The sequence below is a fragment of the Paenibacillus sp. JT22N1 genome (assembly GCF_059692155.1).
The window spans coordinates 15,910-42,901 of the sequence record NZ_JCAUAW010000004.1; the positions used below are offsets into that span (position 1 = coordinate 15,910).

The 26,992-nt window shown below is 46.7% G+C and carries 18 protein-coding genes; 7 read left to right on the forward strand and 11 right to left on the reverse strand.

The genetic code is table 11. From position 1 onward, the window contains the following. Positions 1-235: 235 nt before the first annotated feature. On the reverse strand, positions 236-1,036 hold the full coding sequence (locus AC58UU_RS09235; protein ID WP_497314936.1) for a LytR/AlgR family response regulator transcription factor: 801 nt from the start codon (positions 1,034-1,036) through the stop codon (positions 236-238). Positions 1,037-1,182: 146 nt separating this feature from the next. On the opposite strand from AC58UU_RS09235, the gene AC58UU_RS09240 reads away from it, so the two are divergent. Continuing rightward, positions 1,183-1,818, forward strand: a complete 636-nt coding sequence (locus AC58UU_RS09240; RefSeq protein WP_497314938.1) for a hypothetical protein — start codon at positions 1,183-1,185, stop codon at positions 1,816-1,818. Here AC58UU_RS09240 and AC58UU_RS09245 read toward each other — a convergent pair. Then, positions 1,789-2,430, reverse strand: coding sequence for a helix-turn-helix domain-containing protein (locus AC58UU_RS09245; RefSeq protein WP_497314940.1), 642 nt, complete (start codon positions 2,428-2,430; stop codon positions 1,789-1,791). The two genes, AC58UU_RS09240 and AC58UU_RS09245, sit on opposite strands and share 30 nt — an antisense overlap. Positions 2,431-2,627: 197 nt before the next feature. Between AC58UU_RS09245 and sigI the strand changes: the two genes are divergently transcribed. Together sigI and AC58UU_RS09255 are read left to right on the forward strand one after the other, a co-directional pair. Beyond that, positions 2,628-3,407, forward strand: coding sequence for an RNA polymerase sigma factor SigI (sigI, locus tag AC58UU_RS09250; protein ID WP_497314942.1), 780 nt, complete (start codon positions 2,628-2,630; stop codon positions 3,405-3,407). Between the two features lie 29 nt (positions 3,408-3,436). Then, on the forward strand, positions 3,437-4,795 hold the full coding sequence (locus AC58UU_RS09255) for an anti-sigma factor domain-containing protein (RefSeq protein WP_497314944.1): 1,359 nt from the start codon (positions 3,437-3,439) through the stop codon (positions 4,793-4,795). 111 nt (positions 4,796-4,906) lie between these two features. Here AC58UU_RS09255 and AC58UU_RS09260 read toward each other — a convergent pair whose 3' ends face one another. Then, complete coding sequence (locus tag AC58UU_RS09260; protein ID WP_497314946.1) at positions 4,907-6,070, reverse strand: PepSY-associated TM helix domain-containing protein; 1,164 nt, start codon at positions 6,068-6,070, stop codon at positions 4,907-4,909. A 233-nt stretch (positions 6,071-6,303) separates the two neighbouring features. Here AC58UU_RS09260 and AC58UU_RS09265 point away from each other — a divergent pair, with 233 nt between their 5' ends. Both AC58UU_RS09265 and AC58UU_RS09270 read left to right on the forward strand, forming a co-directional pair. Then, positions 6,304-7,317 carry an aldo/keto reductase gene (locus AC58UU_RS09265; RefSeq protein WP_497314948.1) on the forward strand — a complete coding sequence of 338 codons (1,014 nt, stop codon included), beginning with the start codon at positions 6,304-6,306 and terminating at the stop codon, positions 7,315-7,317. A 169-nt stretch (positions 7,318-7,486) separates the two neighbouring features. Continuing rightward, positions 7,487-8,995, forward strand: coding sequence for a leucyl aminopeptidase (locus AC58UU_RS09270; protein ID WP_497314950.1), 1,509 nt, complete (start codon positions 7,487-7,489; stop codon positions 8,993-8,995). A gap of 201 nt (positions 8,996-9,196) precedes the next feature. Here AC58UU_RS09270 and AC58UU_RS09275 read toward each other — a convergent pair whose 3' ends face one another. Next, positions 9,197-9,754, reverse strand: a complete 558-nt coding sequence (locus AC58UU_RS09275) for a hypothetical protein (protein WP_497314952.1) — start codon at positions 9,752-9,754, stop codon at positions 9,197-9,199. Positions 9,755-9,879: 125 nt separating this feature from the next. Between AC58UU_RS09275 and AC58UU_RS09280 the strand changes: the two genes are divergently transcribed. Further along, a complete protein-coding gene (locus tag AC58UU_RS09280; RefSeq protein WP_497314954.1) occupies positions 9,880-11,160 on the forward strand; it encodes an MFS transporter in 1,281 nt (426 codons plus the stop codon). Further along, positions 11,160-12,083 carry a Gfo/Idh/MocA family protein gene (locus AC58UU_RS09285; RefSeq protein ID WP_497314956.1) on the forward strand — a complete coding sequence of 308 codons (924 nt, stop codon included), beginning with the start codon at positions 11,160-11,162 and terminating at the stop codon, positions 12,081-12,083. The genes AC58UU_RS09280 and AC58UU_RS09285 overlap by 1 nt, the downstream gene beginning before the upstream one ends. A gap of 72 nt (positions 12,084-12,155) precedes the next feature. Here the strand turns inward: AC58UU_RS09285 and AC58UU_RS09290 are convergent, their stop codons facing one another. The 7 genes from AC58UU_RS09290 to gcvPA form a co-directional block, all read right to left on the reverse strand. Further along, positions 12,156-17,207, reverse strand: a complete 5,052-nt coding sequence (locus tag AC58UU_RS09290) for an OmpL47-type beta-barrel domain-containing protein (protein WP_497314958.1) — start codon at positions 17,205-17,207, stop codon at positions 12,156-12,158. Between the two features lie 117 nt (positions 17,208-17,324). Beyond that, a complete protein-coding gene (locus tag AC58UU_RS09295) occupies positions 17,325-18,998 on the reverse strand; it encodes an extracellular solute-binding protein (protein ID WP_497314960.1) in 1,674 nt (557 codons plus the stop codon). 66 nt (positions 18,999-19,064) lie between these two features. Then, positions 19,065-19,940 carry a carbohydrate ABC transporter permease gene (locus AC58UU_RS09300; protein WP_497314962.1) on the reverse strand — a complete coding sequence of 292 codons (876 nt, stop codon included), beginning with the start codon at positions 19,938-19,940 and terminating at the stop codon, positions 19,065-19,067. 18 nt (positions 19,941-19,958) lie between these two features. Continuing rightward, positions 19,959-20,900: an ABC transporter permease gene (locus AC58UU_RS09305; RefSeq protein WP_497315543.1), complete on the reverse strand. Its 942-nt coding sequence runs from the start codon at positions 20,898-20,900 to the stop codon at positions 19,959-19,961. Between the two features lie 253 nt (positions 20,901-21,153). Continuing rightward, complete coding sequence (locus AC58UU_RS09310; RefSeq protein ID WP_497314964.1) at positions 21,154-23,391, reverse strand: helix-turn-helix domain-containing protein; 2,238 nt, start codon at positions 23,389-23,391, stop codon at positions 21,154-21,156. A gap of 751 nt (positions 23,392-24,142) precedes the next feature. After that, entirely contained in the window at positions 24,143-25,624 is a 1,482-nt protein-coding gene (gene gcvPB, locus AC58UU_RS09315; protein ID WP_497314966.1) for an aminomethyl-transferring glycine dehydrogenase subunit GcvPB, read from the reverse strand. Further along, positions 25,621-26,976: an aminomethyl-transferring glycine dehydrogenase subunit GcvPA gene (gcvPA, locus tag AC58UU_RS09320; protein WP_497314968.1), complete on the reverse strand. Its 1,356-nt coding sequence runs from the start codon at positions 26,974-26,976 to the stop codon at positions 25,621-25,623. The genes gcvPB and gcvPA overlap by 4 nt, the downstream gene beginning before the upstream one ends. Between the last annotated feature and the right edge of the window lie 16 nt (positions 26,977-26,992).

The following is a 26,992-nucleotide window of genomic DNA, read 5'->3' on the forward strand; positions in this document are numbered from 1 at the left end:
ACGTAGAAGCGCTATTTTGGAGTTTTTACGGCTTTTACACCGCGAAAACGGGAAATAGCGGCTCCTCGTTCCGCGAAAATCGGAAATGAAGCGGTTTCGAGCAAAATAAGGTATCTACGTTCCTCGAGATATATTCGCAAAAAGAAGACGGTTCGGGTCTATTGATGAGGCCCATAACGTCTTCTTTTTTTGTTAGACTCATCCCTAATACATCTATATGGTAAGCACTTGGTGTTTATTGAAGTTCCTGCAGAAGCTTCGCAAAATCCTTCTGAAGATTCCTGCTCAGGGGAACCTTAATAGGCGTATGATTCAAATGAATAAGAAATCTTCTCGAAGTGGGGAATCCACTTTCTTTCACATACGATACCACATGGCGCAAATTGACCAGAAAACCTTTGAATGGACTGAACATATGAGGGGAGCTCTGTGCCAGTATATCCGTTAAATTCGTGCTGGATTCCATATGTGCTCCATTCATGAGATGGATTCTGGTCAAACGCTTATCTTCTTTCTCAATGAAGAGGATGGAGTCTTCGGATATAGGCAGCTCTGATTTTTGATTTTTGACAGTAATCCATGTTGTCGTTCTAGGCTTTGGTGCTTGTACCTGCTGACTGCGTTCTAGTTGAATCTCTGCAATGGCCTTCCGAATAGCTGCTTGAAACTTTGGCAGCATCACTGGCTTGGACAGAAAGTAGAGGGATCCTAGATCATGAAAGCTTGTCAAAACATGATCAATATTCGTCGTTCCGCTAACCATAATGACTTTCTGCTGATATCCAGCGCTTCGCAAGGATTGAACCATCGTGATGCCATCTAAATTGCCTTCCAATCCAATGTCCACTAGCATAATGTCAGGCTGAAGCTGATCGTATAATTGTATAAATTGTTCGCCTTCAGAAACGATTGAGATGACTCTTAGCCCGCATTGTTCGCTATAACTTTCAAGTAATTTGCCTGCCCAATAGTTATCTTCCACGATGGCCACTGTGAAACGGTGTCCCATACGTTCATCGCACTCCAATCCTCTCACTCATGGCCCCATGTATCCTGTCAACTTATACTCAGAAACAGCCAACTTAGTCCACTTTGAAGGCAAAAGAACAGTTATCTTGTATAGTTCTAGGTGTGGATTCAAATAGGTAGGCTGCTTAAGAGCAGGCATAGAAATGAGGGAACGTGTATTTGTTTACATGGGTGAAATTTATCCTAACCTGTATTGATTTTGTACCTATGATTTTATTCGCATTACTACTATTCAGACAAAGAGTCAAACCGTATTGGATACAAATAACGCTCGCTGCACTGGCAGGAACGATGGTCGCTTATTTCGACAATTGGGCTTTACTATACGTTTGTATTATTTGTTCGCTGCTTATGATGGTTTGGAAATTTAGCCTTGTACCGACTTTAATCATAGCATTATCCGGGTATATTCTGTCGGTCATCGTATCTACGATTGTTCTCTTTTGTTGTGATTTAACCGATCTTGCTGCTTACACGGATATCAAGGATGACTCGTTAACGACTAATTTGATATTACTTTTGACCATTATGACGAAATGCGGCGTTCTTCTTGCCATTCATAAGCTTCGGCTCGGATTTACTTTTCTCTCGAATTATACGAGAATACCGCTGACTAAGGAAAATGCTGGCTTCTATCTCTTCATTATTGTTGTTATTATTGGTATTACATACCGTCATTCCTATCCGGATAGCGTGCTAAGCGCGCTGATGCCGATCCAAATGCTAAGTATGGCAACTGTTCTTTTCATCTATGTCATGCTAGGTAAGGAACTTGGTTTTCAAAGATGAGTGCCGGGGGCTTGATTCAGCTTCTACAACAAACCCTGTATTGCGAGCCTCATATTCAAGAAGAGTCTGGTGATATTTCTTTTGCGGCATAGCGGCGATGGTGACACTGGGACCTTCTTCATAATCATTAAAATAAAGTTTGCCTTCTGAGGAGGCATACTTTTTTATTTTGTTCAGATTGACGAAAAGATGCATGTCCAATTTCACAAAATGGTGATCCGTTAATGCTTCTATGAAACTCGTGAACGCCACAAGAGATTCTACGTTTTCTTCTATGATGCCATCAGGCGAAACATATTTTATCGATTTGATACCAAACTCAACATACCAGACGTTATCTAAATGGATTTGAATAGAAGATAGCGAAGACGAGGCTTCTTCTAAATATCCTGCTTTTATTAGTAAATCGGTGTAAGGATATTGGTATGCTTGTGATAGCTTTCTCAAGGTGTCAGGGGATGGCTTGATGACATCATTCGTGGTACGATTACGTCCGAGCTCTAGATCCCTAATATAGGCATGAGACAAGCCGCTTTTACTTGCAACTTTACGCAAGGACAATTTACCTCGTAACGTCTCGAGAAACTTGCCAAAGTGATTGCCGGGTTCCAAATGAAACACCTCCCATGCCTTTAATTGTATAGGATTCATGGTTAAAATGAAACCGTACATTAGGTTTTATTTGCCATTAGGTGCCCAATTGGACATCTATGGTATAATAAATTTACTTTTTATTTCTGAATGCATATAATTGTACCCCCCGAATTGTTATACATAGGGACGAAACTACTATACTGTGAGGTGGAACGGTGCTACTGGTACTATTCAAAAAGTTCCTTGGAAAGAAGGAACCCCAGGGACAAAGTGAACCGCATGCCTCTTCTCTCGAGGTAACCATACATCAAATTCAAGCAGGAGACCTACGACTTAGGAATCAATTTATTGCTGACTACCAACCTTATGTGGCTAAAGTTACAAGTAGGTTCTGCAAGCGATATATCGACCCCGCGCGAGATGACGAATTCAGTATCGCTTTAGCAGCGTTTAATGAAGCAATTAATCAATATTCTTCTGTTATGGGAAGGTCTTTCCTAGGCTTTGCAGAGACCGTCATGCGGAGGAGATTAATTGATTTCTTACGCAAAGAACAGCGTTTCAAAGGACAGATTCCTTACAGCTCGTTCGATCAAGAAGATGATGAAGATAACCTACTCAATCCAATTGAGGTTCATCAAGCTATCGAAGCTTATGAAAAGCAAAAGGGACTTGAAGAACGGCGAAGTGAAATTATTGATTTTAGCCGATGTTTAAGTGATTTTGATATCGATTTCTCTGAATTGACAGAAGCATCCCCTAAACACGACGATTCCAGGCAAATGCTGTTCGGTATCGGCCGCACGCTAGCACAGGATGCAGAGCTTATGCGTACTCTTCTGACGAAACGGCAGCTGCCGATTAAAGAGCTGCTGGTGCAAGTTCAGGTTTCCAGAAAAACATTGGAGCGAAACCGTAAGTATTTGATTGCGATAGCTCTCATCTTTAACGGACCCTACCCTTACTTGCGAGATTATTTACATATTCGAGAATGAGGAAAGCATAAAGAAAGGAAGAACAGCGCATGAACAAGGGAATCGTAATGGAATTAAGCGACAGCTCCATTATTGTCATGAATCCAGAGGGTCGGTTCGATAAGCTTCCGAGGGGAACGCGGAATTGTGAAGTCGGGGAAGAGATACTATACGCACCTGTGAAGCGGCGTATGCGTGTACCGCAAATGGCTATTGCATCGGGACTGGCGGCGGCAATCGTACTATGCTTTGTCTTAGTATCAACGTTGACAGGAACCGTTCCAAGTGGCCAAGTGGTTGCTTACGTAACCATTGATATCAATCCTAGTGTAGAAATAGGAATTGATAATGATGAAGTTGTACAGGATTTAATTGGGTTAAACTCAGATGGTGTTGACCTAATTCAAACGTTAGTCTATAAGGGTAAGTCGTTAGAAGCTGTCACATCTGATATTTTAGACAAAGCCGAGCAGGGAGCACTTGCTAGAGGTGAAGGAGATATCATCATCAGCTCTACGATTGTAGAACAAAAAACGGATGTGAATGATCAGGCGATTGCTACAAAGCTGAAAGCTCAGGTCAGTAAGCATATAGAGCAAACCCATCCGGATCAAATTAAAAATTATGAAGTGACTGCATTCGCCGCCCCGCAAGAAGTAAGACAAGAGGCGAAGGCCAGCGGTGTATCGGCTGGGAAGTACGCGATATATTTGAATGCGGTAGACAATGGTGCGAAAGTATCTCTCGACGACATCAAAACAGTGTCGATTCATCAACTCGCGAAGGATAACGGCGGGATTGATAAATTAGTAAAGCCGGATAAACCGATCGATAAATCGTCTCTGCAAAGGCTAATCGCAGATGAAAAATCCGGAAAGCTCAGCGAGAAAATTCAGCAAATTCAGGACGAGAAATCGGCCAAAGACAAGAACAACGATAAAAATGATAAGAACGATAAGAATAACAATAATAAGAACGGTAATAATGGCAAGGCTACGGTGAAACCAACACCGACACCGTCTTCGAAAAATGACAAGAACAACAGGAACGACAATAATAATAAGAACGATGATAATAATAAGAATGACAACAAGAACGACAACAAGAACGATAGAAACGGCAATGATCGTAATAATGACAACAAATCAACGCCAAAGCCGAACCGTTCGGATGATAACAATGAGGATGATTCTAAGAAAGAGTCATCCTCAAAACCTAGAGCGACATCAACGCCTAAGCCTACTGTAAAACCTTCCAGTAAGCCAACAAGCTCAAGCAAACCGACGGATAAGCCATCTGCCAAGCCAACCCAGAAACCGAAATCGGAATATGATAGAAGCGACGTTTTCCCTTGGAGCTGGAGCGATCGGAACCATGATTCAAAAAACAACGATAATAAAAGAGATTAGTAAGAGTTAAAAGAATAGAACAAGTACATAAACAAGTACATAACAAGTGCATAACACCCCAGGCATACTTCACTTTTACGTGAAGCTATGTCTGGGGTGTTCATGTATGTTTTATTCGGCAGAGCTCATCGAAGGAACCATAGTTGTTGGAGGAGTTTCGGTGATGCGACGGGACGAGCTTTTACTTCTGCGGCGCGCTCTAGCTTTGAATTGCCAAATGACCAGACCTGTAATCATGAGGAACAAGGGCATCATGCCCATGAGGAAGCTCGCGATTATTATAGGTTCACCACCCCAAGCAGCGAAATGCAAACCTCTTTTCCAAGCACTGTAAAACGCCATTGGAGCATTAGGGTTGGTTTTACCTAAAATTTCACCCGTATAGGGATCTTCATAGACGGTAACATTGCTGGAACCACTTGGACTGTACCCTTCTTTCATCGCTAACTGATAAGTTTGATCAGGCTTTGAGGGTAGTTGAACTCGGACCAGCTTATGATTAGGAAATCGTTCTTGCGCATTTTGAACGATGGTGTCAAGAGAAAGCGGAGAACCGTTCATCTTTGTTGTTTTGCTCCAAAAGGCAGCTGCTTCGATTTTGGTCGACAATCCGAACCATCCAAGCACATATTTATCAAGTTGATATGCCGTACCTGTGAGGGCGAAGACGAGCAGGAAAGGAATGGTTATTATACCAACTGTTTTATGTAGTCCTAAATTGAGGGCAAGCTTACCTTTGTTTCGAATAATTCGGAAGCCAAGAGCGAATTTGCGAAGGCCAGGCCACCACAGATAAGCACCAGTGACTAGAATGATGATGAGACCGATACCCATGAAGCCGGCGACAATGGAAGCATTAGCTTTGCCAAGTACATCCTGGGCAAGTAGATAACGATGTATTTGCAGAACCTTCGTAAAGAAGACATTTCGATTAGGTCCTACAGGCCCAAGTACATGGGCGGAACCTGGATCAACGTAAACATTTTGAGTCGAAATTTTGCCATTCACATCTTTGGATAGTCTTACTTGATAAAGACCATCATCTGTCGGTAGATCGATTCGATCCATCTTGAACCCTGGAAAAGCTTGCTCCACACTTTGCTGAACATCGAGTAGTAGGGCATGACCAGGCGTAGGTTTATAAAGCTGTGGATGTATCCATTTCTCTACATCATTTTCGATGACAAGCAGACTGCCTGTCGTACAGATAACAACAATGAATAAGCCTAGAAGTAAGCTTACCCAAAGATGAATTTGTAACAATAATTTACGCATAATGGCTCCTTCTATTACTGAGAATGATTATCAAAATCATGAGTCTGTTTAGAATGATAATGATTATCACTTTCATTGTCAATACATTTATGGCTAGTAAAGTGTGATCGCTGTTTATAAATTTTATGATATCGCTTACAATTATCTACTTCATGGAATCTAGGACCGAGTTGTATTACAATAGTTGTAAGCGCAATTATGATTGATTTTCTTAGTTGGAAGGAGATTTTGGCTTGAGATATTCGACTTTCGGTAAATCCGGCTACAACGTTTCATCACTTGGATTTGGTGCTATGAATCTTCCAAGTGTACCTCTAGAACAAGCAAGAGAAGCATTGAACTACGCCTTGGATCACGGCATTAATTATATCGATACGGCAGCAGCATACCGGAACAGCGAGGAAATTATCGGCGAATGCATCTCCCATCGCAGACGGGAGTATTTTCTAGCGACGAAGACAGGGGCACGTGATTACGAAACGGCGAAAGCAGAGATTGAGCGAAGCTTGGTTCGTATGAAAACAGACCATGTAGATTTATTGCAAATTCACTACGTGAACTATGTGAGTGAGTTTAAGAAAGCGATGGATATTGGCGGTGCCTATGAAGCTGCTCTTGAGGCTCAACGGGAAGGGAAAGTGCGATTTATCGGCATTTCCGGTCACCGTCCAGATTTACTTGCGAAATGGATAGCCAAAGGGCAATTTTCGCAGATTTTGTTTCATCTCAATTTGGCGCAGCCTTTTGCACTTGATGAGCTGATCCCAAAAGCGACAGAGATGGACTTAATGAAAGTGGCGATGAAGCCTTTGTCCGGCGGGTTCATTCAGCCGGTTGATCGTGCGATCCGCTATCCTTACAGTCAAGACGTGCATGTGACGATTTCTGGGATGGTGAGCATCAAGGAAGTGCAAGAAAATTTAGCTGCACAGGAGCAAGAAGTAGGAGCCGAGGAGCGTCAGGAGTTGGAGCAATTAGCTATAGAGCTGGGTCAACATGATTGCAGACGCTGCAATTATTGTTCATGCCCGCTCGAAATCTCAATTCCGGATGTGATGATTGCGAGTAGATTTAGAGAGAAATTCGGATTGCTGCCGAAGGGCGACGGATTTTTCCAAAGACAAAAGGATAGAATAGTAGGCTGTGCAGACCATGATCCTTGCAAAGAGAAACCGCTTTGCGAAGAGAAGTGCCCTTACCAGCTGCCTATGCAGTCAGTTGTGCAGAAGGCCGCATCTTTTTATTAATTTGAGAGACAATAGAAACTACAGAAACAATAGAAACTACAGAAATTATAGAAACTACAGAAACAATTGAAATTACAGAAATCACAGAAATTATAGAATCTACAGAAACAATTGAAATTACAGAAATCACAGAAATTATAGAAACTACTTGAGGTTAGGAGAATTACCTATGTTTGCTAAAATTACGGATGTAACGACGGGCGTATTTACGTCATTGATGGATAATGAAACGGGGGCAGACGCCATCCTCGTCTGCCTAAGTGAAGCTGAGCTGCGCCAGGACGATGTCCTCGGACTACCGCAGCTCGATCAGGCCCTTGAGCGCATGCGCGCAAAGGGCCTATTCACTGGCGCCTCAGGCGAGCTCGAGGCGCTGCCGACCCACGGGCTGCTGCCGTACGCGTACGTGTTCGTTGCGGGGCTCGGCCCCGCAGCGTCACGCGATACGCTGCGCGCAGCCGCGGTGTTCGCAGCGCGCAAAGCGCTCGCGCTGCAGTTCGAACGCTTGGCGCTGAAGCTGCCAAGCGGGTTCGACAGCCGGTCAGCCGCCTCGGCGCTGACCGAAGGGCTGCTCCTCGGTACGTACCGCATCGCGGCGTACCGCAAGAACGAGCCTGCGCGAGCGGAGCTGCGCCAGGCCGTGCTGCTCACAGAAGCGGCTGCGGATGCAGCGCTTCTGGAGGGGGCGATCGCTGCCGCTGAGGCGGTTGCGGAGGGCACGAACTATGCCCGGGATCTCACGAACCTCCCGGGCAATAAGCTCATTCCGGCTTCCATCGCAGAGGAAGCCGTTCGGCTCGCCCAGCACTACGGCTTCGCTTGCGAAGTGCTGGACGAGCACGAGATTGCCGCCCGCGGGATGGGCGGTCTTAGCGCGGTTGGCGCAGGCAGCGTCAACCCGCCCCGGATGATCACCCTACAGTATAAGGGTGATCCAGATTCCGCCGACGTGCTGGGCCTCGTTGGCAAGGGCGTGACCTTCGATACCGGCGGGATCTCGATGAAAAAGCCCGACGGCATGGAAGAAATGATCAGCGATATGGGCGGAGCCGCTACCCTGCTCGGTGCCCTGCATGTCGTCGGTCAACTGAAGCCGAAGGTGAACCTGGTCGTGGTTATCCCTGCGGCGGAGAACATGACGTCTGGCTCTGCCTATCGTCCCGGTGATATCGTGACGATGCTCAGCGGACATTCCGTGGAAGTGTTGAATACAGATGCGGAAGGCCGCATTATATTGGCTGATGGCTTGACCTACGCCAAGCAGCTGGGAGCGAATCGCCTGATTGATGTTGCAACATTAACAGGGGCTATTTTAATCTGCTTCGCCGATGTCGCGACTGGCGCTGTTACGAACGATGACGAGTTTCTGAAACCGTTGCTCCAAGCAGCCTCGGCAGCTGGAGAAAAAGTATGGCAGCTGCCAAACTATCCGGAGTACCGCGCCATGCTGAAAAGCGATGTTGCCGATATCAAGAATGCGACTTCATCCGATCGCTGGGCAGGAGCTATTACAGCAGGTCTGTTCATCGGCTACTTCGCCGAAGAAACGCCTTGGATCCATCTGGATACAGGCGGCACGGCTTGGTTATGGTCGGCCAAAGGCATCGAGCCTAAAGGTGCAACAGGTGTCATGGTTCGTACACTGGCCTCCTATTTGTGCGGGGAACAGCTAAACTAAATAAGTAGTGTAAATCTGTTTCGCAGCCTAAGACTAACTTACTTAAGGGGAACTACGATCCTCTAACCCTTTAAGCGGAAGCGTAGAAATTTCAAGCTAACACAAAAAAAATCACCCGTCATCGAGTTACCGTCATTCAACCACGAAGTAATATGGTTGAATGGCGTAACAACTCAAGGCAGGGTGATTTTTTTAATCTTCCTAGGCACCAATACTTTGTCCAGCTGCAGCTGGCTGATTAACCGGACTTTGAAGCAATTCATTCACGTCGGACATCCGAATGACCAGACGGTTGATTTCATTTGTTGTGTAAGAGAGATGCTCGGTACGCTGCTCAAGCTGCGTTAAGGAAATGCCGATCCAATTTTTCTTACGTCGATGTAGAAATAGATCATATTTTAACACCGTCATGGTGGCGGCGAGGGGAGCTGGCTTGATATAGACATCTTTCATGATATCTTCCATATTGAAAAAGAGCTTCCCGCGCTTCCATCTTACATACCCCGGTTCAAACAAGATAACAAGAAAATCAGAATCAGCCTTGTCCTTGTTCTCCATGGTAATCAATCTTACAGCACCTTTAGCTTGATTCGGCTTAATGAACTGATTGGATCGAATATCGGGAAGAAAAGGAACAATGAGAAGCGGACAAACGCTGGCGATATACAAATAAATGGTTGACTGAAACATGAGAGAGAGTACAATGAAAGTCAAAAAGAGTAATAAGCTTGTGATAAGACCAAAATGGTTTGGTTTCATAGTATTTGGGTGATCCCGCCTGACATGATAGATTAGGTAGTCAGTCCTATTTTACCATAAGCGCCCTATAGTTTGTAAACTTTAAGATCAGTCATACATCATAAGACTTACATCAGGAGGCGAGTATGACAATGAAAATTGCGGGTTATTTACGAAAACCCAGAAAAAAAGCATCCACCTACCGAAAAAGTCTGCTCATCGCAACATTGGAGGGGTTCCCGGCGGTTATTATTTTTCAACTCCTTGGCGGTCCGTTTCTAACGGGTTATTTGCTTTATTTAGGAGCGACTTCAACCGAAATTGGTTTAGTGTTGGCCATTACAACCGTCGTCAATATCATTCAAATTGGGATGGCTGTGGTCATGCAAAAATTCAGAAACCGCAAACGGATGCTGCTTATATTTGCTTCCTCACACCGATTGCTTTGGACTTCTGTTGGCTTGATTCCTTTTCTATTTCCTAAAGATCTGTGGGTTGTCATGTATATTGTGCTTTATACGGCTGCTCATTTGGGAAATGCCGCGGGTGGAATCGTTTGGACCTCACTGATTAGCGATGCGGTGCCGGGCCCGGTTCGAGGACGATATTTTGGACTTCGCAACACGATATTGGGCGGGGTAAGTTCTTTAGCTCTTTTCATTGGCGGACAAATATTAGATCGATATCCAGGCGGGCAAGGTTTTAACTATTTATTTATCATATGCAGCGTTTGTGTGGTCTTAAATATACTGGCCTTCGGTTTATACCCGAATCCACCCTTCGAGCCATCTACGGCATCGAATCCAGTAGGGATGATTGGGAAGCCTTTGAAGGATCGCGCTTTTCTTAAAGCGATTCTCTTTTTGGCTGTGTTTTTATTCGTGCAAGGGGTAACCGTGCCGCTCTTCTCTTATGTCATGCTCAAGCTGATGAAAATTAATTATGAAACAGTCTCGTTAATTACGGTCGTTCATACCGTGGTCATGATGGCCAGTTACTATGTATGGGGCAATTTGAATGTGCGTTATTCGGCTCAAACCTTGCTGTTATGGTCCTTACCGATCATTGCACTAGCTTGTTTATTATGGGGAGCGATTGCTTTCATTCCAGCTATTGTTGTTCTGTATGCCGTTCATATCGTTCTTGGCGTTGGCCTGGGTGGGTTTAATCAGATGGTGTTCACGTTTACGATTGGCGACACACCGAAGAGCGAACGTCCGATGTATATTGCTACTTATTCGGCTATCACTGGCTTTGCAGCTTTCTTGGGTCCGATTTTTGGCGGAAAAGTATATGCCTTGATTACGGATGCCCCGATGTGGGTGCAAATATATGGTGTTTCTACGGTGGTTGGCGCTGTTTTACTTGTACTTGGACTGTTGGTTGGACGTATGGTGCTGGGAAAACAAATGAGGAGTGAAGCATAATGACGAAGAAAAGAATCGGATTAATTGGTCTAGGTGATATCGCACAAAAAGTGTATCTGCCTCTATTATCGGTCAACGAGCAAGTGGAAATTGCAGGGATTATGAGCTCCACCCCGGCGACGGTAGAACGGATGAGGGCAAAGTATCGCATTCCTTACGGGACAACAAGCTTAGATGAGCTTCTTGCACATGAGTTGGATGCAGTTTTCGTCCATAGTCCGACATCTACCCATTACGGTATTACGATGAAAAGTATAGAACAGGGTGTTGCTGTTTATGTAGATAAACCGTTGTCCTACGATTGGGCACAGTCCGCCGAGATGGCTTCTTATGCGGAACGAAAAGGTGTTTTGCTGGCAGCGGGGTTTAACCGCAGGTTTGCTCCCCTTTATATAGAGGCTAAGCAATGGCTGCAGGAGGCAGGCGGATTCGATTGGTGTTCAGCCGTTAAGCACCGGATCAAGCAGCAAGGTCATAGCGCCAAAGAGACATTGTATGATGACCTGATTCACATGCTGGACCTATTGCTATGGCTTGGAGAGAGCCCGTACGAAGTGAGCACATTCAATCATCAAGTCGATGAAGCAGGCAAACTACTCCATGCGTCAGGGACGCTGGCATTCGGCACTTCACTAGGCAATTACAGCATGGTTAGACTTGCTGGTGTTGATTTAGAGAAAGTAGAACTTCACGGCAGCGGCCGATCGGTAGAAGTAACAAACCTAGAGTCAGCCGTTTTTTATGAAAAAGGCGCCGCACCACGCGTTCGCTCCTTCGGCAGCTGGGACACGGTACTTGAAAGAAGAGGCTTTGCCGGTGTTGTACAGCATTTCCTGGATAGCTTGGACAATCCGAATGCCTGCAGCATCCGTGGAGACCTTGTTCTAGAGTCACATCAATTAGTGGAACGATTGTCCGTATAGACAGGTACAGAAAAGGTAGAGGGGGCATATCATCCAAAAGTGACTTTGGATGATATGCCCCTTCTTTACTGTTCACTTCCCTGATTTTTGCTGCAGATATAGAATAGCATCCCGAAGCAGCTTGGCGGTCGTACTATCCGTATACTTGCCATCTTTGATGACAGCATCAAAGATAGTCTGATCTTTAAGCTGACTTTGGTTTAACAGTTTCTGAAGCTGAGTAACCTTGTTCTGCAAGCTGTTATAAGTGCTTTGATTTGGGAAATATCCTAAATTCCATAATAAACGGAGCAGATCGTCCAAATGATCGAGATCCATGATCACCTTCAATACAAAGGTACGTACGATCGTATTGCCCGCGCTATCTGTTGCCGTTACTACTATCGTATGCTGACCTATCAACAAGCTAAGCGGTTGGAGGTTAATGTTAGGGCTAACAACGGCACCGTCTAGTTTGACCACAGATGAAGCCACTCCGCTTAAGGCATCCGTGATACCAACATTCAATACAATCGGATCCGTCCAAAATACAGTTAAAGGACCGGCAATGCTGATTTCAGGAGCTTGCGGATCGAAGCGTACCTCCGCAGAATGACTAACTTCCTGATTGCCTGCCGCATCAACACTGTAGTAGTGTACCGTGTTCACACCGTAAGTGCTTACCGTAACCGAGGTTCCCGCAGTAGCTGTTCCTCCATTTAGCATATAAAAGGACTGTTGTACACCGCTCAGAGCATCGTATGCCGCTAATGTGACGGTTTGCGGTGTTCGCTGCCACCCTTCTAATGATGTGTGTGTGGTGACAGGAGCCGTTTTATCGATGCCAATAATCAAATCTTTGGGCGCTTCTTCGTTATTCGTCACATCAATCGAGCGGTATTGGATTTGATGCACCCCTTCATCGGTGAAGGTGACTGGCTGAGCTGTGACAGGTTGCCATGTTCCACCTTGAATTCGGTACTCAGTTTTCTTGATTCCAACGCCAACAGTCGGATGCACGGCTGTAAACGTAACATGCACATCTTGCTTGTTGAAGGTGTCAGCCCCAGTTGCCCCATCTGCTGTCGCTGTTGTCACAGGAGGGGTGACATCTGGTTTCTTCACCTGGAAAGTAATCTCCTTGGTGTTGTTCGTGCGATCCATCTCGGTGAATCGTCCGATATCATTGATATTGACGCTTAACTGGTAGGTGGCTTCTCCATTAGGAACTTCCCAATATCCGTTCTCACCACCTGCGTTTGTATAGAGCGTTGCACTGCCGCCTACAGGGATGGATTGATTATACGTATCCGTATAGCCAAACGAACCGCCGTTCAAACCAAACACGGCTCCGGTTATTTTGCCGTCTGGGGTTGGGAGAATACCGACATTTTTCACCGTGACATAGAATCGAATTCCCGTTTGCCCGGCATACGGATCTGCTGGATCCGTTCCAAGATCTGTTACGATAAGATCGGGGCCTGGAGTTAAGGGCTGGCGTTCCAAACTCAAAAACTCGAACGATTGATGGATGACCCGGCCGTTCTTAGCGACAACTTTGATGATATGGTTTTCCATAGGGAGACCCGTCTTTTCGAAAACAACCTTCTTCGCACCTTGTGTGTTCGCTGTTTTCAAATCCACAGTTGCTTGCAGGACATCATCGATATAAACATCAGCCTCGCCTAAAGATGACTCAATATCGGAATACCAACGGATTCCCGTACCCTTAAAGCCCATAGCTGTGTAATCGCCCGGGGTTGTCGTTTCATGGAGATTTGCTCCATTGGCGCCGAGAGCGAAGGTAGGTGCCGAATAATACATATTCGTACTGGAATGAATGACATTCGTCCAGAGTGCTTGAGGCGTTTCATCCAAGATGCCTTCTTTCAGCTCGAACCAATCGAAGTAGGCGAACACATTATCGCTGCTCTTGACGATGGACAGCACGAGGTTGCTTATGTCCGCAGGCATCATGACGTTATATTCGATTGTTGTATAGACGTTCGGCTCCGTTCCTGGCAAATCCAGCGTCCGTATCAGCTGATTGTCGATAACGAGATTCACCTTTTTGTTCGCGGCAGAACTATATTTAAGTTTAAGAATGTAATTGGTATTTGCTTTGACAGGCGGTTTCAGCATGTTCATCCGTCCTTGTGTAAAGTACATGCCGACGAATGTGCCATGATGGGACACTCCTTCCAGCTCCGTTTGCTCCGCTTCAACATGCAAAGCTCCCGTAGACGTAGTGGTAAAAGGAGATGCCGGCAATGACAAGGAGGATATAGTTAAAGGGTCGCTCGGTACGGACTCGTTGCCCGAGTCATCATAAGCGATGAGCGTGTACGAGTGTACGCTTTCCGGTCTTACATCTTGGTGAGAATATCGGGTTACGGCTTTCGGCAGCTTAGCGAGCAGTACGCCGTTATCATAGAGCTTATATCCGGCTACTTCTGCATTATCCGTAGAAGGCTGCCAAGTCAGTTTGATTTGTTTGTATGAAACAGCCCGTGCTTGCAGCGTAGGCTTGCTTGGTGCTGAATGTTCTAACGAGGTCAAAATATACTGCACGGCTTCACCTGGCTGGAGAGTTTCAGATAACTGCGCGCCCGAAGCGGCGTCAATGGTCGTAAAACTGCGTGCAGCCGCATACGTGTTGCCTGCGCCGAAGTGTTCTGCCGCATACTGGGCGTTATTAGGCAGCGTGACATTGACGTTCATCGTGACCGGTGTCGTTTCAAAATTAACAAAATTGAGCAGAATTTTATTGGATTTTGCTCCGGTGTTGCTCACACCAAGACTTGATGTATCCACCGCGCGGAAATAAGCTTTTTTCCCGGCAAGCTCGCTCTGATTTGTATACACATAAGGGAGCGGTTTGCCATGCGTACTGTAGGCTAGCGCTAAACGGCGGAATACCTTCAAACGCGTTTCATCGGGATCACTCGTGTTGATCCACGCTTCGGCATCGTCTGCAGAGTTCATCACGATGTCTTCTTTGAGCAAGCTGTACTCTCGGAAGTAAGCGGCATGCTGCATGATGTAATCGAGATAGCCGATGGTACTGCGCGTTTCCCGATCAAAGAGGGAGGCGAAACGGTGTGTGAATGTATCGTAACGGTTATTGTCGGTATGAAAATCATTAGCTCCCGTTTCACTCATCATCATCGGCTTTGCCATTCCGTCACCCTGATACTCAGGGAAAGTCTTTAGCGTCTCAACGACAGCGCCTCCCTCACCACTCGAAATCCCGCTTAAGGTATAACTGTGACCGTTCGTCATATCGGTATAGTCTTCAATCTGTCTGCGGTAGGCAGGATCACGCTCCCAGCCATCGGGAATTCCTTTGGAGGGCCAGTAGGCCCAGCCTGGCGCAACCGCTTTCAACCATGGGTTTAGTAAAGGCTTTTGCTCACTAACATACTTGGCAAGAGCCAAATCGGCGGCAAACGCATTGTTGAACACGCCGGGTTCATTATCAAGCTCCAAGTATTCGAACAAATCCCCATTTTCTGCAATGAGATTGTTGTAGTACTCTTTGAGCTTCTCTGGGACGACCCCTGACGAAAGCTCAGGATCCTTGATATAGGTTCCGAATGGAAGCAGCACCGGTGCCAAATTCAAATCGCGCAAGGCGGTCAGCCATTCCCGCGAAAATTGACTGGAACGAATCACGTTCCCGCTGTATGCGAGTCCCAGCCACTTCGTTACTTCCATCGTTTGCAGATCGCGATCTTTCAATACATGTGAGACAAGCGCTGTTCCCAGATGGGTATACCGCCCGTGAATCGGTTCCACGGCTGGAGCCCCCAAAGCCTCAAGCTTCGCATAATCCCATTCAAACCAATGATATTCATCACCTTCAGTTCCCGCATACAAGCCTCGATCCAAAGACAGCTTCAGTTCATTAGATCCAACTTTCAGCATTTCCTTAGGAATATAAAGCTCGTAGGTTTCTTTAAATTTCCGAGTTGTATTCCCGCCGTTCAAGCCGACAATCTGGATTAATCCGGCCATCGTATCATTGGAAAATACAGCTAACTGTGGAACGGATACATACGCATCCAAGCTCCTGAAGCTGAACTGCACGCCATGCTCCGGGATCGCTGGCAAGTTGTAAGTAATAACCATAGAACCGTTGCGGCTAAGCTTCAGTCCTTTAGATACAGAACTCCAATCTGTGCGAGTGGCCCAGTCGGAAGGAAGGCTGAAGGACTCAATGGGTGTTGATTTATAATCACTAAATTCAGTCGACAGCTGATTATCAAGCCCGATTTTCCAAATCGTTGTATAAACCGGCGCAGGTTGTTCCACTGTAGTTAACGTGTAAAAAGCGGTTGAATACAGGGTTTTTCCGACTGGCTGCGCTGTCGTTTCTTTCAACCGAACTTGTATTTGTCCCGCCGTGTAATTGACATTGTCCAGTTGAAGCGGGTTCGTTGTTACGGTTTGCCACGTGTAACCGCGATCTGTGCTGTATTCATAGGCTGCCACATCCGGATAACCAGAAACGGGCGTCCACCCGAATGTATTCGCTGTGTCGTCCTGCACGGGATTAGATGGCGCATCAGGCAGCACAAAAGGTGTCAAGTAAGTGCCAGGAATCACTTGTTGGGCTATTCCCGGCCCTTGCCAGGCGACAGCCAAATTGTCATTAGAGGTGTTTTCTTTGTGCAGCGCCTCGATGTAATATCTTTTCCCGCTGGATAGCGGAATGACCACAGATTTCTGAGTTGGGGATTTACCCCACTCTCTGGGCTTGGCGAAGACAGTATTAGATGCTATCTTCTCTTTGTGCGCAGGATCACCATCTGGACTTAGCCATAGCTCAGAGCTGTCATCCGCTGCAATCCAGAAGGTATAGCCTCCGCTGACTGGCGGCGTCAGAAAACCATAAACGCGAGAACCATAGAGATCCCCCGTATTGTTCGGTGTCTCGAAGTTAGCGAGTAACCTCGAACCCGACGGAGGCGTCTTTAATGGAATCTGTTCTACTTTCCCACCAGGAATATTATTCCAATAGTCTTGGGTAATACCTGTTCCCGCAGCAAAAGCACGATACGCTGGAAAGAGCGGGAGCAGTGAGACAATGATTGCCGACAGAAGGATTGAAACAAAGAGTTTTGACTTGTGTAGGGATCTCATAATTACCTCCAGGTTAATGAGATTATCAATAGGATTCCCTAATCCTATCCGGGGTCCACGTCATGTGTAGACGGCGCTCCGATACATCTAACTTTGGAGCGCCGCTCCTCCTTAGTTCTATTTCAACTCTTTCTGAGACTGTTCAGCAAATTTGTACAGATCATCGATACTAAATGCCTTGGTTTTGTTGTTCTCATACCATTTGGCGTAATAATCGTCGACTTGTTTGCCGCCTGCTTTTTCCCATACATCCTTAGCATCCTTCACAGCTTGCTGTGCGGTGTAGCCAGTGCCACCTACCAGAGCTTTCAACCAAATATCGCCTTTATCGATATTGTTGGATTTGCTTGTGCTTTTGACAATCGCTTGCAGATCATCAGGCAAGACCGGTAAGAAGTCGTAGCCGAGCGAAGGAATAGGACGATCTTTATTAATGTAGATTTCTTTGGATTTGAGGTTGATATCGAGAAGTTCTTTTTGAGTAGGCACTTCAGGGCGAAGGTTCACCAGATAAACTTCCGCACATTTGCCCAGCAGCAAATCGGATCTCATCATATTCAGATCGTCGGTGTACAGCTCTTTTTTATTTTTCTCTGTATCGATAGGCTGCAAACAGCCATTCGAGCCTTTTTGCGAATGTGTACCCTCAATACCGTTTTTCAGCAAGCTTGCATTTTGGGGATCCACCATCCAGTCTATATATTGCATAATCGCTTTCGGATCTTTCGCTTTGGCATTAACGACACCGACCATTTGCACAGGTGTGCTGATAATCGGGCTGAACTGCCCGAATTGACTCTTTGGTAAAGCCATCGGAATGACCTTAGCCGTAGGGTTGTTCTTCTTCAAAGTTTCATAGTTCGAAATGGTAAACCAAGCACTGTCGATCGCGAAAATCCCTAATTTTCCATTCATAAAATCTTGAATACCTTTTTGTCCGTTTTTATCTGTGAGAAAATCCTTATCGACTAATCCGTCGTCAAACAAACGCTTCTGGAATTCAACGGAAGCCTGGAGACGTTCCCAATCATGTACGAAATTTCCGTTCTGTTCGGCCCAATCGATCGAACGACCGAAGATATGGCTGATCACGGAGAAGCCGACGCCACTCAGGTTGATACCGAACGTATCCTTTTTACCGTTGCCGTCCGGGTCCTGGTTCACGAATGCTTTGGCTACGTTGTACAATTCTTCTGTTGTGGTCGGAACAGGGAGGTTCAACTTCTGGAGCCAATCCTCACGGATTAAGAGACGATGATGAGGGGCCACAACATTTAAACGCCCGATTTCATATAGTTTGCCGTCTTCCTTCGTTCCAATCTTGCGCAGCAGTGGGTATTTCTCTAGAATTTGCTTGTAGTTTGTGCTGTATTTGTCAACCATCTCATCAATTGGCATCAGCAGCTTTTGCGAATACCAGCTGTTCCTGTAGTTGGCGTCATACTCCAGAATCAAATCCGGTGCGCTTCCAGAGGCAAGCAAAGCATTGAATTTCGGGAACGATTCCCAGCGGGGAACGGGTGTATATTTAACATCGACAGGACCGTTCTTGTTGATCCACTCCACCCAACGGTTTTTATCCCAGTTACCTTCCTCCGGAGGAACATTGCCCCGATCATAGACGGAAACGTTAATCGCTCCTCTTTTAGCCGGTTCGGCTGCTGGGGTCGCATTCGGACTTGACGATGCCCCTGGATCGTTGACTTTGGCTGTGGAGCAGCCTGCTAATACTGCGACTAAAGCTAGTGTGGATAGTAGAGCTTTCCGATGACCCCTGTGTAACATAGACATGGATATACCCCCCTTAGATTATTCGTTTCCTAAAACAGCTCAAGTTAGGTTGTGTTGTCCTTCGTGTTATCCTTTAATCGCGCCGATCATGACCCCTTTAACAAAATACTTCTGCAAAAAAGGATAGACGATCAGCATAGGCACAATGAGTACGATCACGCCGGCCGCTTTGATGGATTCTGGTGTCATTTGCTGCAAATCATCCGGTCTCACGGAATTAAGCTCTTGAAGAATCGATTGGCTGGCGACCATCTGTTGAATCATTACCGCCAAATTCATTCGTGTGCTGTCATTGATAAACATAAGTACGTGTAAGAATGAATTCCAATATCCGACGCCATAGAATAAAGTCAACGTAGCCAAGACTGGCATGGATAACGGGAGAATAATCCGGGTGAGAAGTCTCCATTCTCCACAGCCATCCATGCGTGCTGCCTCTTCAAGCTCTTCAGGCACATTCATAAAGAAGGTCCGAAGCACAAGCATATTGAAGGCACTGATCAGACCCGGCATCCATATGGCGCCGTAAGTATCCAGTAAGCCGAGACTTTTCACGATCAGGAACAGAGGAATTAACGGTGTTCCGAACAGCATGGTAAATACGATAGCCAGTGTAAAAAAGCGACGCGCATAGAAATATTTCTTGGCTAACGGATAAGCCGCCATGATCGTAAACCACATGCTTAGCACAACGCCTACGACGGTAATTACGACACTATTACGAAAGGCTTTGACCATATTCGTGCCAACATATAAGGCTTTGTACGCTTCCACAGTCCAGCCTTGCGGCCACAGGGTTACATGCCCCGATACAATTGCCTGATAGCTGCTCAGGGATAAAGATATGATATGCATCAAGGGAAGAACGCAGCTTAGAGCTGCAAGGCCAAGGAACATATAATTGATTGTGTAAAAGATTTTCTCATCCCATGTTGGTTTCATGATGGGGAGGCTCCTTTCTTACCACAGTCCTTGATCGAATTTACGGGCAAGTTGATTCGCAAGGACGACGAAGAAGAAGCCGACCAGAGATTCAAACAACCCGACCGCCGTTGTTAAACTGAACTGTCCTCCCTGGACACCCACGATAAAGATATAGGTGCTGATGACATTCGAGACATCCGAAACGGCTGCATTTTGAAGCGTGTACACATGGTCAAACCCGACTTCCATGACATTACCCATACTCAGAATCAGCATAAGAATAATCGTGCTGCGAATACCGGGCAGCGTGACATGCCAAATCTGCTTCCATTTGGACGCACCGTCAATGCTGGCAGCTTCATACAGATGCGTATCGATCGAGGTAAGAGCCGCCAGATATATGATTGCTCCCCATCCAGCTTCCTTCCAAATCCCAGATCCAAGGAAGATAGCTATCCAGCTATGCTCCTGATACAAGAAGGCAGTAGTGTGACCCGTCCATAGCTCCAACAGCTTGTTAACGATACCGGATTGTTGAGAGAATATCGTAACGACAATGCCTCCGACAATGACCCATGAGAAGAAGTGAGGAACATAGATTAGCGTCTGTACAATCCTTTTGAACCGCATGGCGCGAACTTCATTCAGTAGGATGGCAATGATAATCGGAAATGGAAATCCTGCTACAATGCTTAATAAGCTCAATGTGACGGTGTTGCGGATGATGGTCAGCGTCTGGGGTTGGGTGAAAAGTGCCTTGAAATACTTTAGGCCAACCCATGGGCTTCCCCATATGCCATCCATCAAGTTATAGTTCTTGAAGGCAATTACATTCCCTAATATTGGAAAATATCTGAAGATAATAAAGTAAGCGATAACCGGTACAAACATAATCAACAGCGGCATATTTTGCTTGAAACGACGACGGGGCTGCAGCGACTTGGCGGCATGGTGGGTAATTCTTCGTGTAGTAATCATGGGGGCTGATTGAATGTTGTCTAGCGGTGTATGTGGCATCGTGTGTCACCTCCTTTAGTGTAAAAGTTGATCCATCTTTTGCTCCCTTGCCGTCGATGGAATCAATGTACCTCAGAGGTGCAATTCTTCTCAATATACATGAATTAGCGAATAAACTCTTTTGAAACCCCTTGCTGTACAAGGCTTTAGCGGATTTGATGCAGAAGTGAATAAACATCAATTAACAATATACTTTTCTTGAAAAATGGCATGATTACTCTTGCTTCCGGTAATCGCCGGGCGTGACGCCGGTATACTTCTTGAAGGCGCGTATAAACGATATAGCATGCGTGTATCCAACCATGCTCCCGATGTCCTGGACGGAGTCACGGCTGCTCTGGAGCAGCTTTTTCGCTTGTTCCATCCGGATCTTAACGAGATAATCAACGAATTTTTCGCCAAACTCCTCTTTAAATGCACGGCTGATGTGCGAGGCATGAAGCTGAAACTGCTCGCTTAACGAGGTAAGCGATAACTCAGGATCTGCATAATGGGTCTCCACGTAAGTGCGAATCTGGTTCATGACGGCATGTGTGCTTCTGTCTTCACGAATACCAGCCATCCGCTGCGATACTTCTTCTAACAAGTGAAACCACGCTGCATATAATTCTTCGATCGTATCGAACTGTTCAATGACGTCGTTCAGCTGGGGCAGCGCAATTTGCCATAACTCCTGCAGCTCGACTGAGAGCTCCATCATCTCCCGGTGTAAATGATAAACCAGATAATTCATGAGATTGCGGATCTCATCGTATGAGAATAACCCGACTTTTAATTCGGTGAAAATTTGCTCCAAGGCGGGTTTCCACTCCTTGTCCCCCAAGCGAAACGACTGAGCCAGTGATTTGACCAGAGGCAAGTGCTTATACATTTCCTTCTCTGCGGAAGCTTCGGATTCCCAATGATACAGGACTCGATTCGTTCCTAAGGTCGATTTAAAGCGAAGAACATGGACGGCAGCTTCATAGGAATGAACTAGCTCTTGTACTTGTCCAACCACATGCCCGACACCAAGCGTAATGCGAAAATGCAGATGCTGTTCGACCCAGGAGCGAACATTTTCGCATAGATTGGCTGCGAGCTTCTCGCTGTTTTTGACATTCTCATCGGCAAATATTACAACACTAAGCCTATGTGTAGCCGTCCATTCCGCCCATACAGTCAGGCCAAGCGGTTCAGCAGTTTCATAAACGACACGACTTAGTACAAATTTCAGCAGCTCTTGATCCTTTTGAGAGAACATTCTGCATACTTCCATATACTTATCCATCTCGATGACTGCTGCAGCAAGCTGACCAAAGCCAGAAGGCAATTGCAGCCGATTCATCTCGGCTTTCCAGTCTTCATAATCGACTGCCCGGCTGCCTTCCAGCCATTCTTTGAAAAAGTGCCGCCGCCGAAATACGATATCTTCCTCATGCTGCTTCTCATAGCGGCTGGATAACTCCATGAGATTGCCTATGGCTCGATCAATATACTGGAATTCGTCTTGTTTCTTGCCCTCGACGCCCATCGACTTCAGTTCGGAATAAGCATGGATACGGGACATAATCAACTTAATCGGCCGATAATTGCGATGTGTCACATAGGTCATCCAGACCCCGCCAAGGACAACCATAACTAGTCCTAATCCGATCCATACATAAGAGAATACTGAGGTGAAAGTAAATAAATAGTCATCGTTGAGACCGCTTCGGTATTCCCAGTTTGTATAACTGGAATGGATTCGGGTAAGCTCGGACCCTCTTTTCCTAGATCCTACTGCTCCATCTGCGTTTCCAGATGCCATCAGCTGTTTGCCTTCGGGATCGTATACTTCGATGAAGCTGATCTTTGAATTGGACATATCACCGACCATACTTGCAATAGAATCCATACTGATATTGACAACAACGATGCCTTTTTGCCCGGATAACAGAGGAATCTTTCGTACTAAAGAAATGACGACTTTACGCTGATCCATCTCAGCAAATTCTTTAAATACCCTCTGATTCGTCAGCTGATACTGAGAAGGGTTCTTCATTATCTCTTCTATAAACATTTTATCGCCGAAACGGTCTGCCGTTATCATCGTGTTTGGACTAATGACCATTTGATCAGAAACCCGGTAAAAGTAAACTGAATCAATAAACTTGTTGTAATTCATCATCCCACGAATCAATTCTGTGACTTCATAAGCGGAGTAATAGGGGTTTCCCTCAAATTTGTTGTCAAAAAACTGGTCAATCCGATTATTTGTCTGCAGTTCCTTGATCACATATTCGTCTATCGTCTTCAAGGCATAATCAACCGACTGCATGATATGCAAAGCATACGTTTTGTTTGCATTTTCAGCTTCTTTTTTGGACAATTGGCTGATCGAAAGAATAATAAGCACAATGAGCACGGAAGTGATCATGAAAAATACAGGCAAATAGGAAAACAGAAGCCGATAAAACCATGGTTTAGTCATAAAAACGCTCCTCTAAAATAATCCGTATGCAACGAAATAACAGTTCTGCCGCGTTCCTATTGCGACCGTTCACTGTCGTACGTTATATGCAAAATACTCATGGATCATGCTTGTATAAGTGAATCCGTTCGATACTGGCATTTCTATATGATTAACTTTACAGGCACTATCCCTTTGGTTCAGGGTAAGCTTGATGAGGGGAGTTAGTCTTAAGTGAGAGTTTCTATGGGCACTATCCCTTTGGCTCAGGATAAGCTCGGTGAAGGGAGTTCATCTTAATTGAGAGCTTCTATGAGCACTATCCCTTTGGATCAGGATAAGCTTGGTGAAGGGAGTTCATCTTAATTGAGAGCTTCTATGAGCACTATCCCTTTGGTTCAGGATAAGCTTGGTGAGGGGGAGTTCATCTTAATTGAGAGCTTCTATGTGCACTATCCCCTTAGTTCATGTAGAGGAAGCTTCAGAGGCAATTTTGTAGACTGCTCAGAATATGTTTCTGAAAGAACTGAATGTGAAAGAGAGGAGACAAGAAAAGTTAGTTGAAATCAAGGGAATTAAACTAAAATCATTTCAGAAAGATATGATAACGCCCCGCCCCGACGACAACGAACTATATACATCAATTATATAGCACTGCTAATCCAATTACTCTTCCTTTCTGAGTAAAAGGGATAGTGCAAATAGGAAGATAAAACAAACCCGCCACTTCAGCTGAAACAGCTTGAATGGCGGGCTTGTTTATCTTGGTTATTTATCCGCAAGTACAGTTCAGGACAGGCTTGCGAGCAGCAAGCGCTTCGTCCATACGGCTGACGACGGTAGTATAGGGAGCGTTTTTGACGAGCTCCGGGTTTTCTTCGACTTCTTTGGAGATGGCGATCATTGTATCAATGAATTCGTCTAAGGTTTGTTTGCTTTCGGTTTCTGTTGGCTCAATCATGATACATTCTTCAACGCTAAGCGGGAAGTAGATGGTCGGCGGGTGGTAGCCGAAATCGAGCAATCTTTTGGCAATGTCGAGTGTGCGTACACCGAGCTTCTTCTGGCGGTTGCCGGAAAGCACGAATTCGTGCTTACAAAAACGAGGGTGAGGCACATCAAAGTATGGTGTCAGTCTAGCAAGCATATAATTCGCATTTAAGACAGCATACTCGGATACTTTACGTAAGCCTTCTGGACCGAGTGTACGAATATAGGTGTACGCGCGGACGAGGATGCCAAAGTTGCCGTAGAAGCCTTTGACGCGGCCGATCGTTTGCGGATAGTTGTAGTCGAAATAAAAGCTGCCGTCTTCCCGTTTCGCAACGAGTGGAGTGGGTAAGAAAGGGATCAGCTTTTCTTTGACGCCAACGGGGCCTGCTCCAGGTCCACCTCCGCCGTGCGGAGTACTCATGGTTTTGTGAAGATTGAGATGAACGACGTCGAAGCCCATATCGCCGGGGCGAGTGATACCCATAATGGCGTTGGCATTAGCGCCGTCATAATAGAGCAGTCCGCCTGCGGCATGCACGATCTCAGCGATCTCCACGATTTGTTCTTCGAACAAGCCAAGTGTATTCGGATTCGTTAGCATTAACGCCGCGGTATCTGGACCAACTGCTTTGCGAAGCTCATCGAGATTCACGAGGCCGCGCTCGTTGGATTTGATGGTTATCGTTTCGAAACCGGCAACCGTCGCGCTGGCAGGATTAGTGCCGTGCGCGGAGTCGGGACAGATGACTTTGGTCCGCTTCTCGCCGCGACTCTCGTGGTAGGAACGGATCATCATCAGTCCGGTCCACTCGCCATGAGCGCCAGCCGCCGGCTGCAGGGTTACACGGTCCATGCCGGTGAGGGCTTCAAGGTCATTTTGGAGATTGTAGAGCAGCTCCATTGCGCCTTGCAGCGATTCTTCCGGTTGGTACGGATGTATTTTGGCGAAGCCAGGGAAGCGGGCTACGTCTTCGTTGATTTTTGGGTTATATTTCATCGTACACGAGCCGAGTGGATAGAAGCCGTTGTCGATACCGAAGTTGCGACGCGAAAGAGCCGTATAGTGACGGATGACGTCTACTTCATACACTTCCGGCAGATCGGGTTCGTTCTGACGCCTAAACTTGCCTGGCAGGAGATCGTTCAAATTGACTTCTGGCACATCTGATTCAGGCAGTGAATAGGCGACACGACCTGGGTGGCTCATTTCAAAGATGAGCGCTTTGCCGTCTGATTTCACGTTCACGTTGTTTTCGCTCATACGAGTTCCTCCAGATCAGCTGCGAAGGCATCTATATCTTCGCGCGTTCTTTGCTCTGTGACGGCAATAAGCATATGGCCGGCGAGCTCGGGGTAGTCGCGGCCGAGGTCGTAGCCGCCGATGATGTTCTTCTGCAGGAGCTTACTGTTCAGCTCCTGCACGTTCGTGCCGTCCGGCAGTTTGACGGCAAATTCATTGAAGAAGCTGCCTGCGAATGGCAGCGAGAATTTAGTAGACGCGGCTAGGCGGTTCGCCGCGTAGTGGGCTTTCTGGACGTTGAGCTTGCCAACGTCTTGGATGCCCTGCTTGCCCATCGTGGACAAGTACACGGATGCGCAAAGCGCGAGAAGCGCTTGGTTGGAGCAGATATTCGACGTGGCTTTCTCACGTCGAATGTGCTGCTCCCGCGCTTGGAGCGTAAGGACGAAACCGCGTTTGCCATCGCGGTCAACGGTTTGGCCCACGATGCGCCCAGGCATGCGGCGCATCCAGCTCTCGGCGACGGCGAAGTAGCCACACGTCGGCCCGCCCAGCGCAGCTGGGATGCCGAGCGGCTGGCAGTCGCCGACGACGATGTCAGCGCCGAGCTTGCCCGGCGCCTCGAGCAGCCCGAGCGTGAGCGGATTCGCGCTCACGACGAGCAGTGCGCCCGCGCCGTGCGCGAGGGGCTCTGCGGCCCCGATATCCTCCAAGCAGCCGAAGAAATTCGGCGATTGGAGGATGACGGCAGCCGCGTCGTCGCTGAGCTTGGAAGTGAGGTCTTCAAAGTCGGTCACGCCCTCTGGCGTGAGGCCGATCTCGACCACTTCCAAGTTCAGCCCGCGGGCGGTCGTGCGCAGAATAGCGCGCGCCTCAGGGTGCACCGCTCTAGAGACGAGCAGACGGCTGCGCTTTGTCGCTCCGCTAGCCAGGGCGCCGGCTTCGGCCAGCGCCGTTGCGCCATCGTACATCGAGGCGTTCGCTACGGCCATGCCGGTGAGCTCACAGATGTACGACTGAAACTCGAAAATCGCCTGCAGTTCGCCTTGGCTGATTTCCGGTTGATAGGGCGTATACGCTGTGTAGAACTCTGAGCGCGAGATGACATGATTGATCACCACCGGAAGGTGATGATCGTAGATGCCAGCGCCGAGGAAGCTGGCATAGCGGTCAAAGTCGGCGTTGCGGCTCGCCAGACCGCGCATATAGCGCAGCAGCCCTTGCTCATCCAGGGCCTTCGATACGTTCAGTTCGCCTTGAAAGCGAACCTGCTGTGGTATATCTTGAAACATCTCCTCCATGGATGAGATGCCGATGGTCTCCAGCATTTCTTTCTGATCCTGTTCCGTAATGGGCAAATAGCGGTGCTTCATGATGACGGCTTGCTCC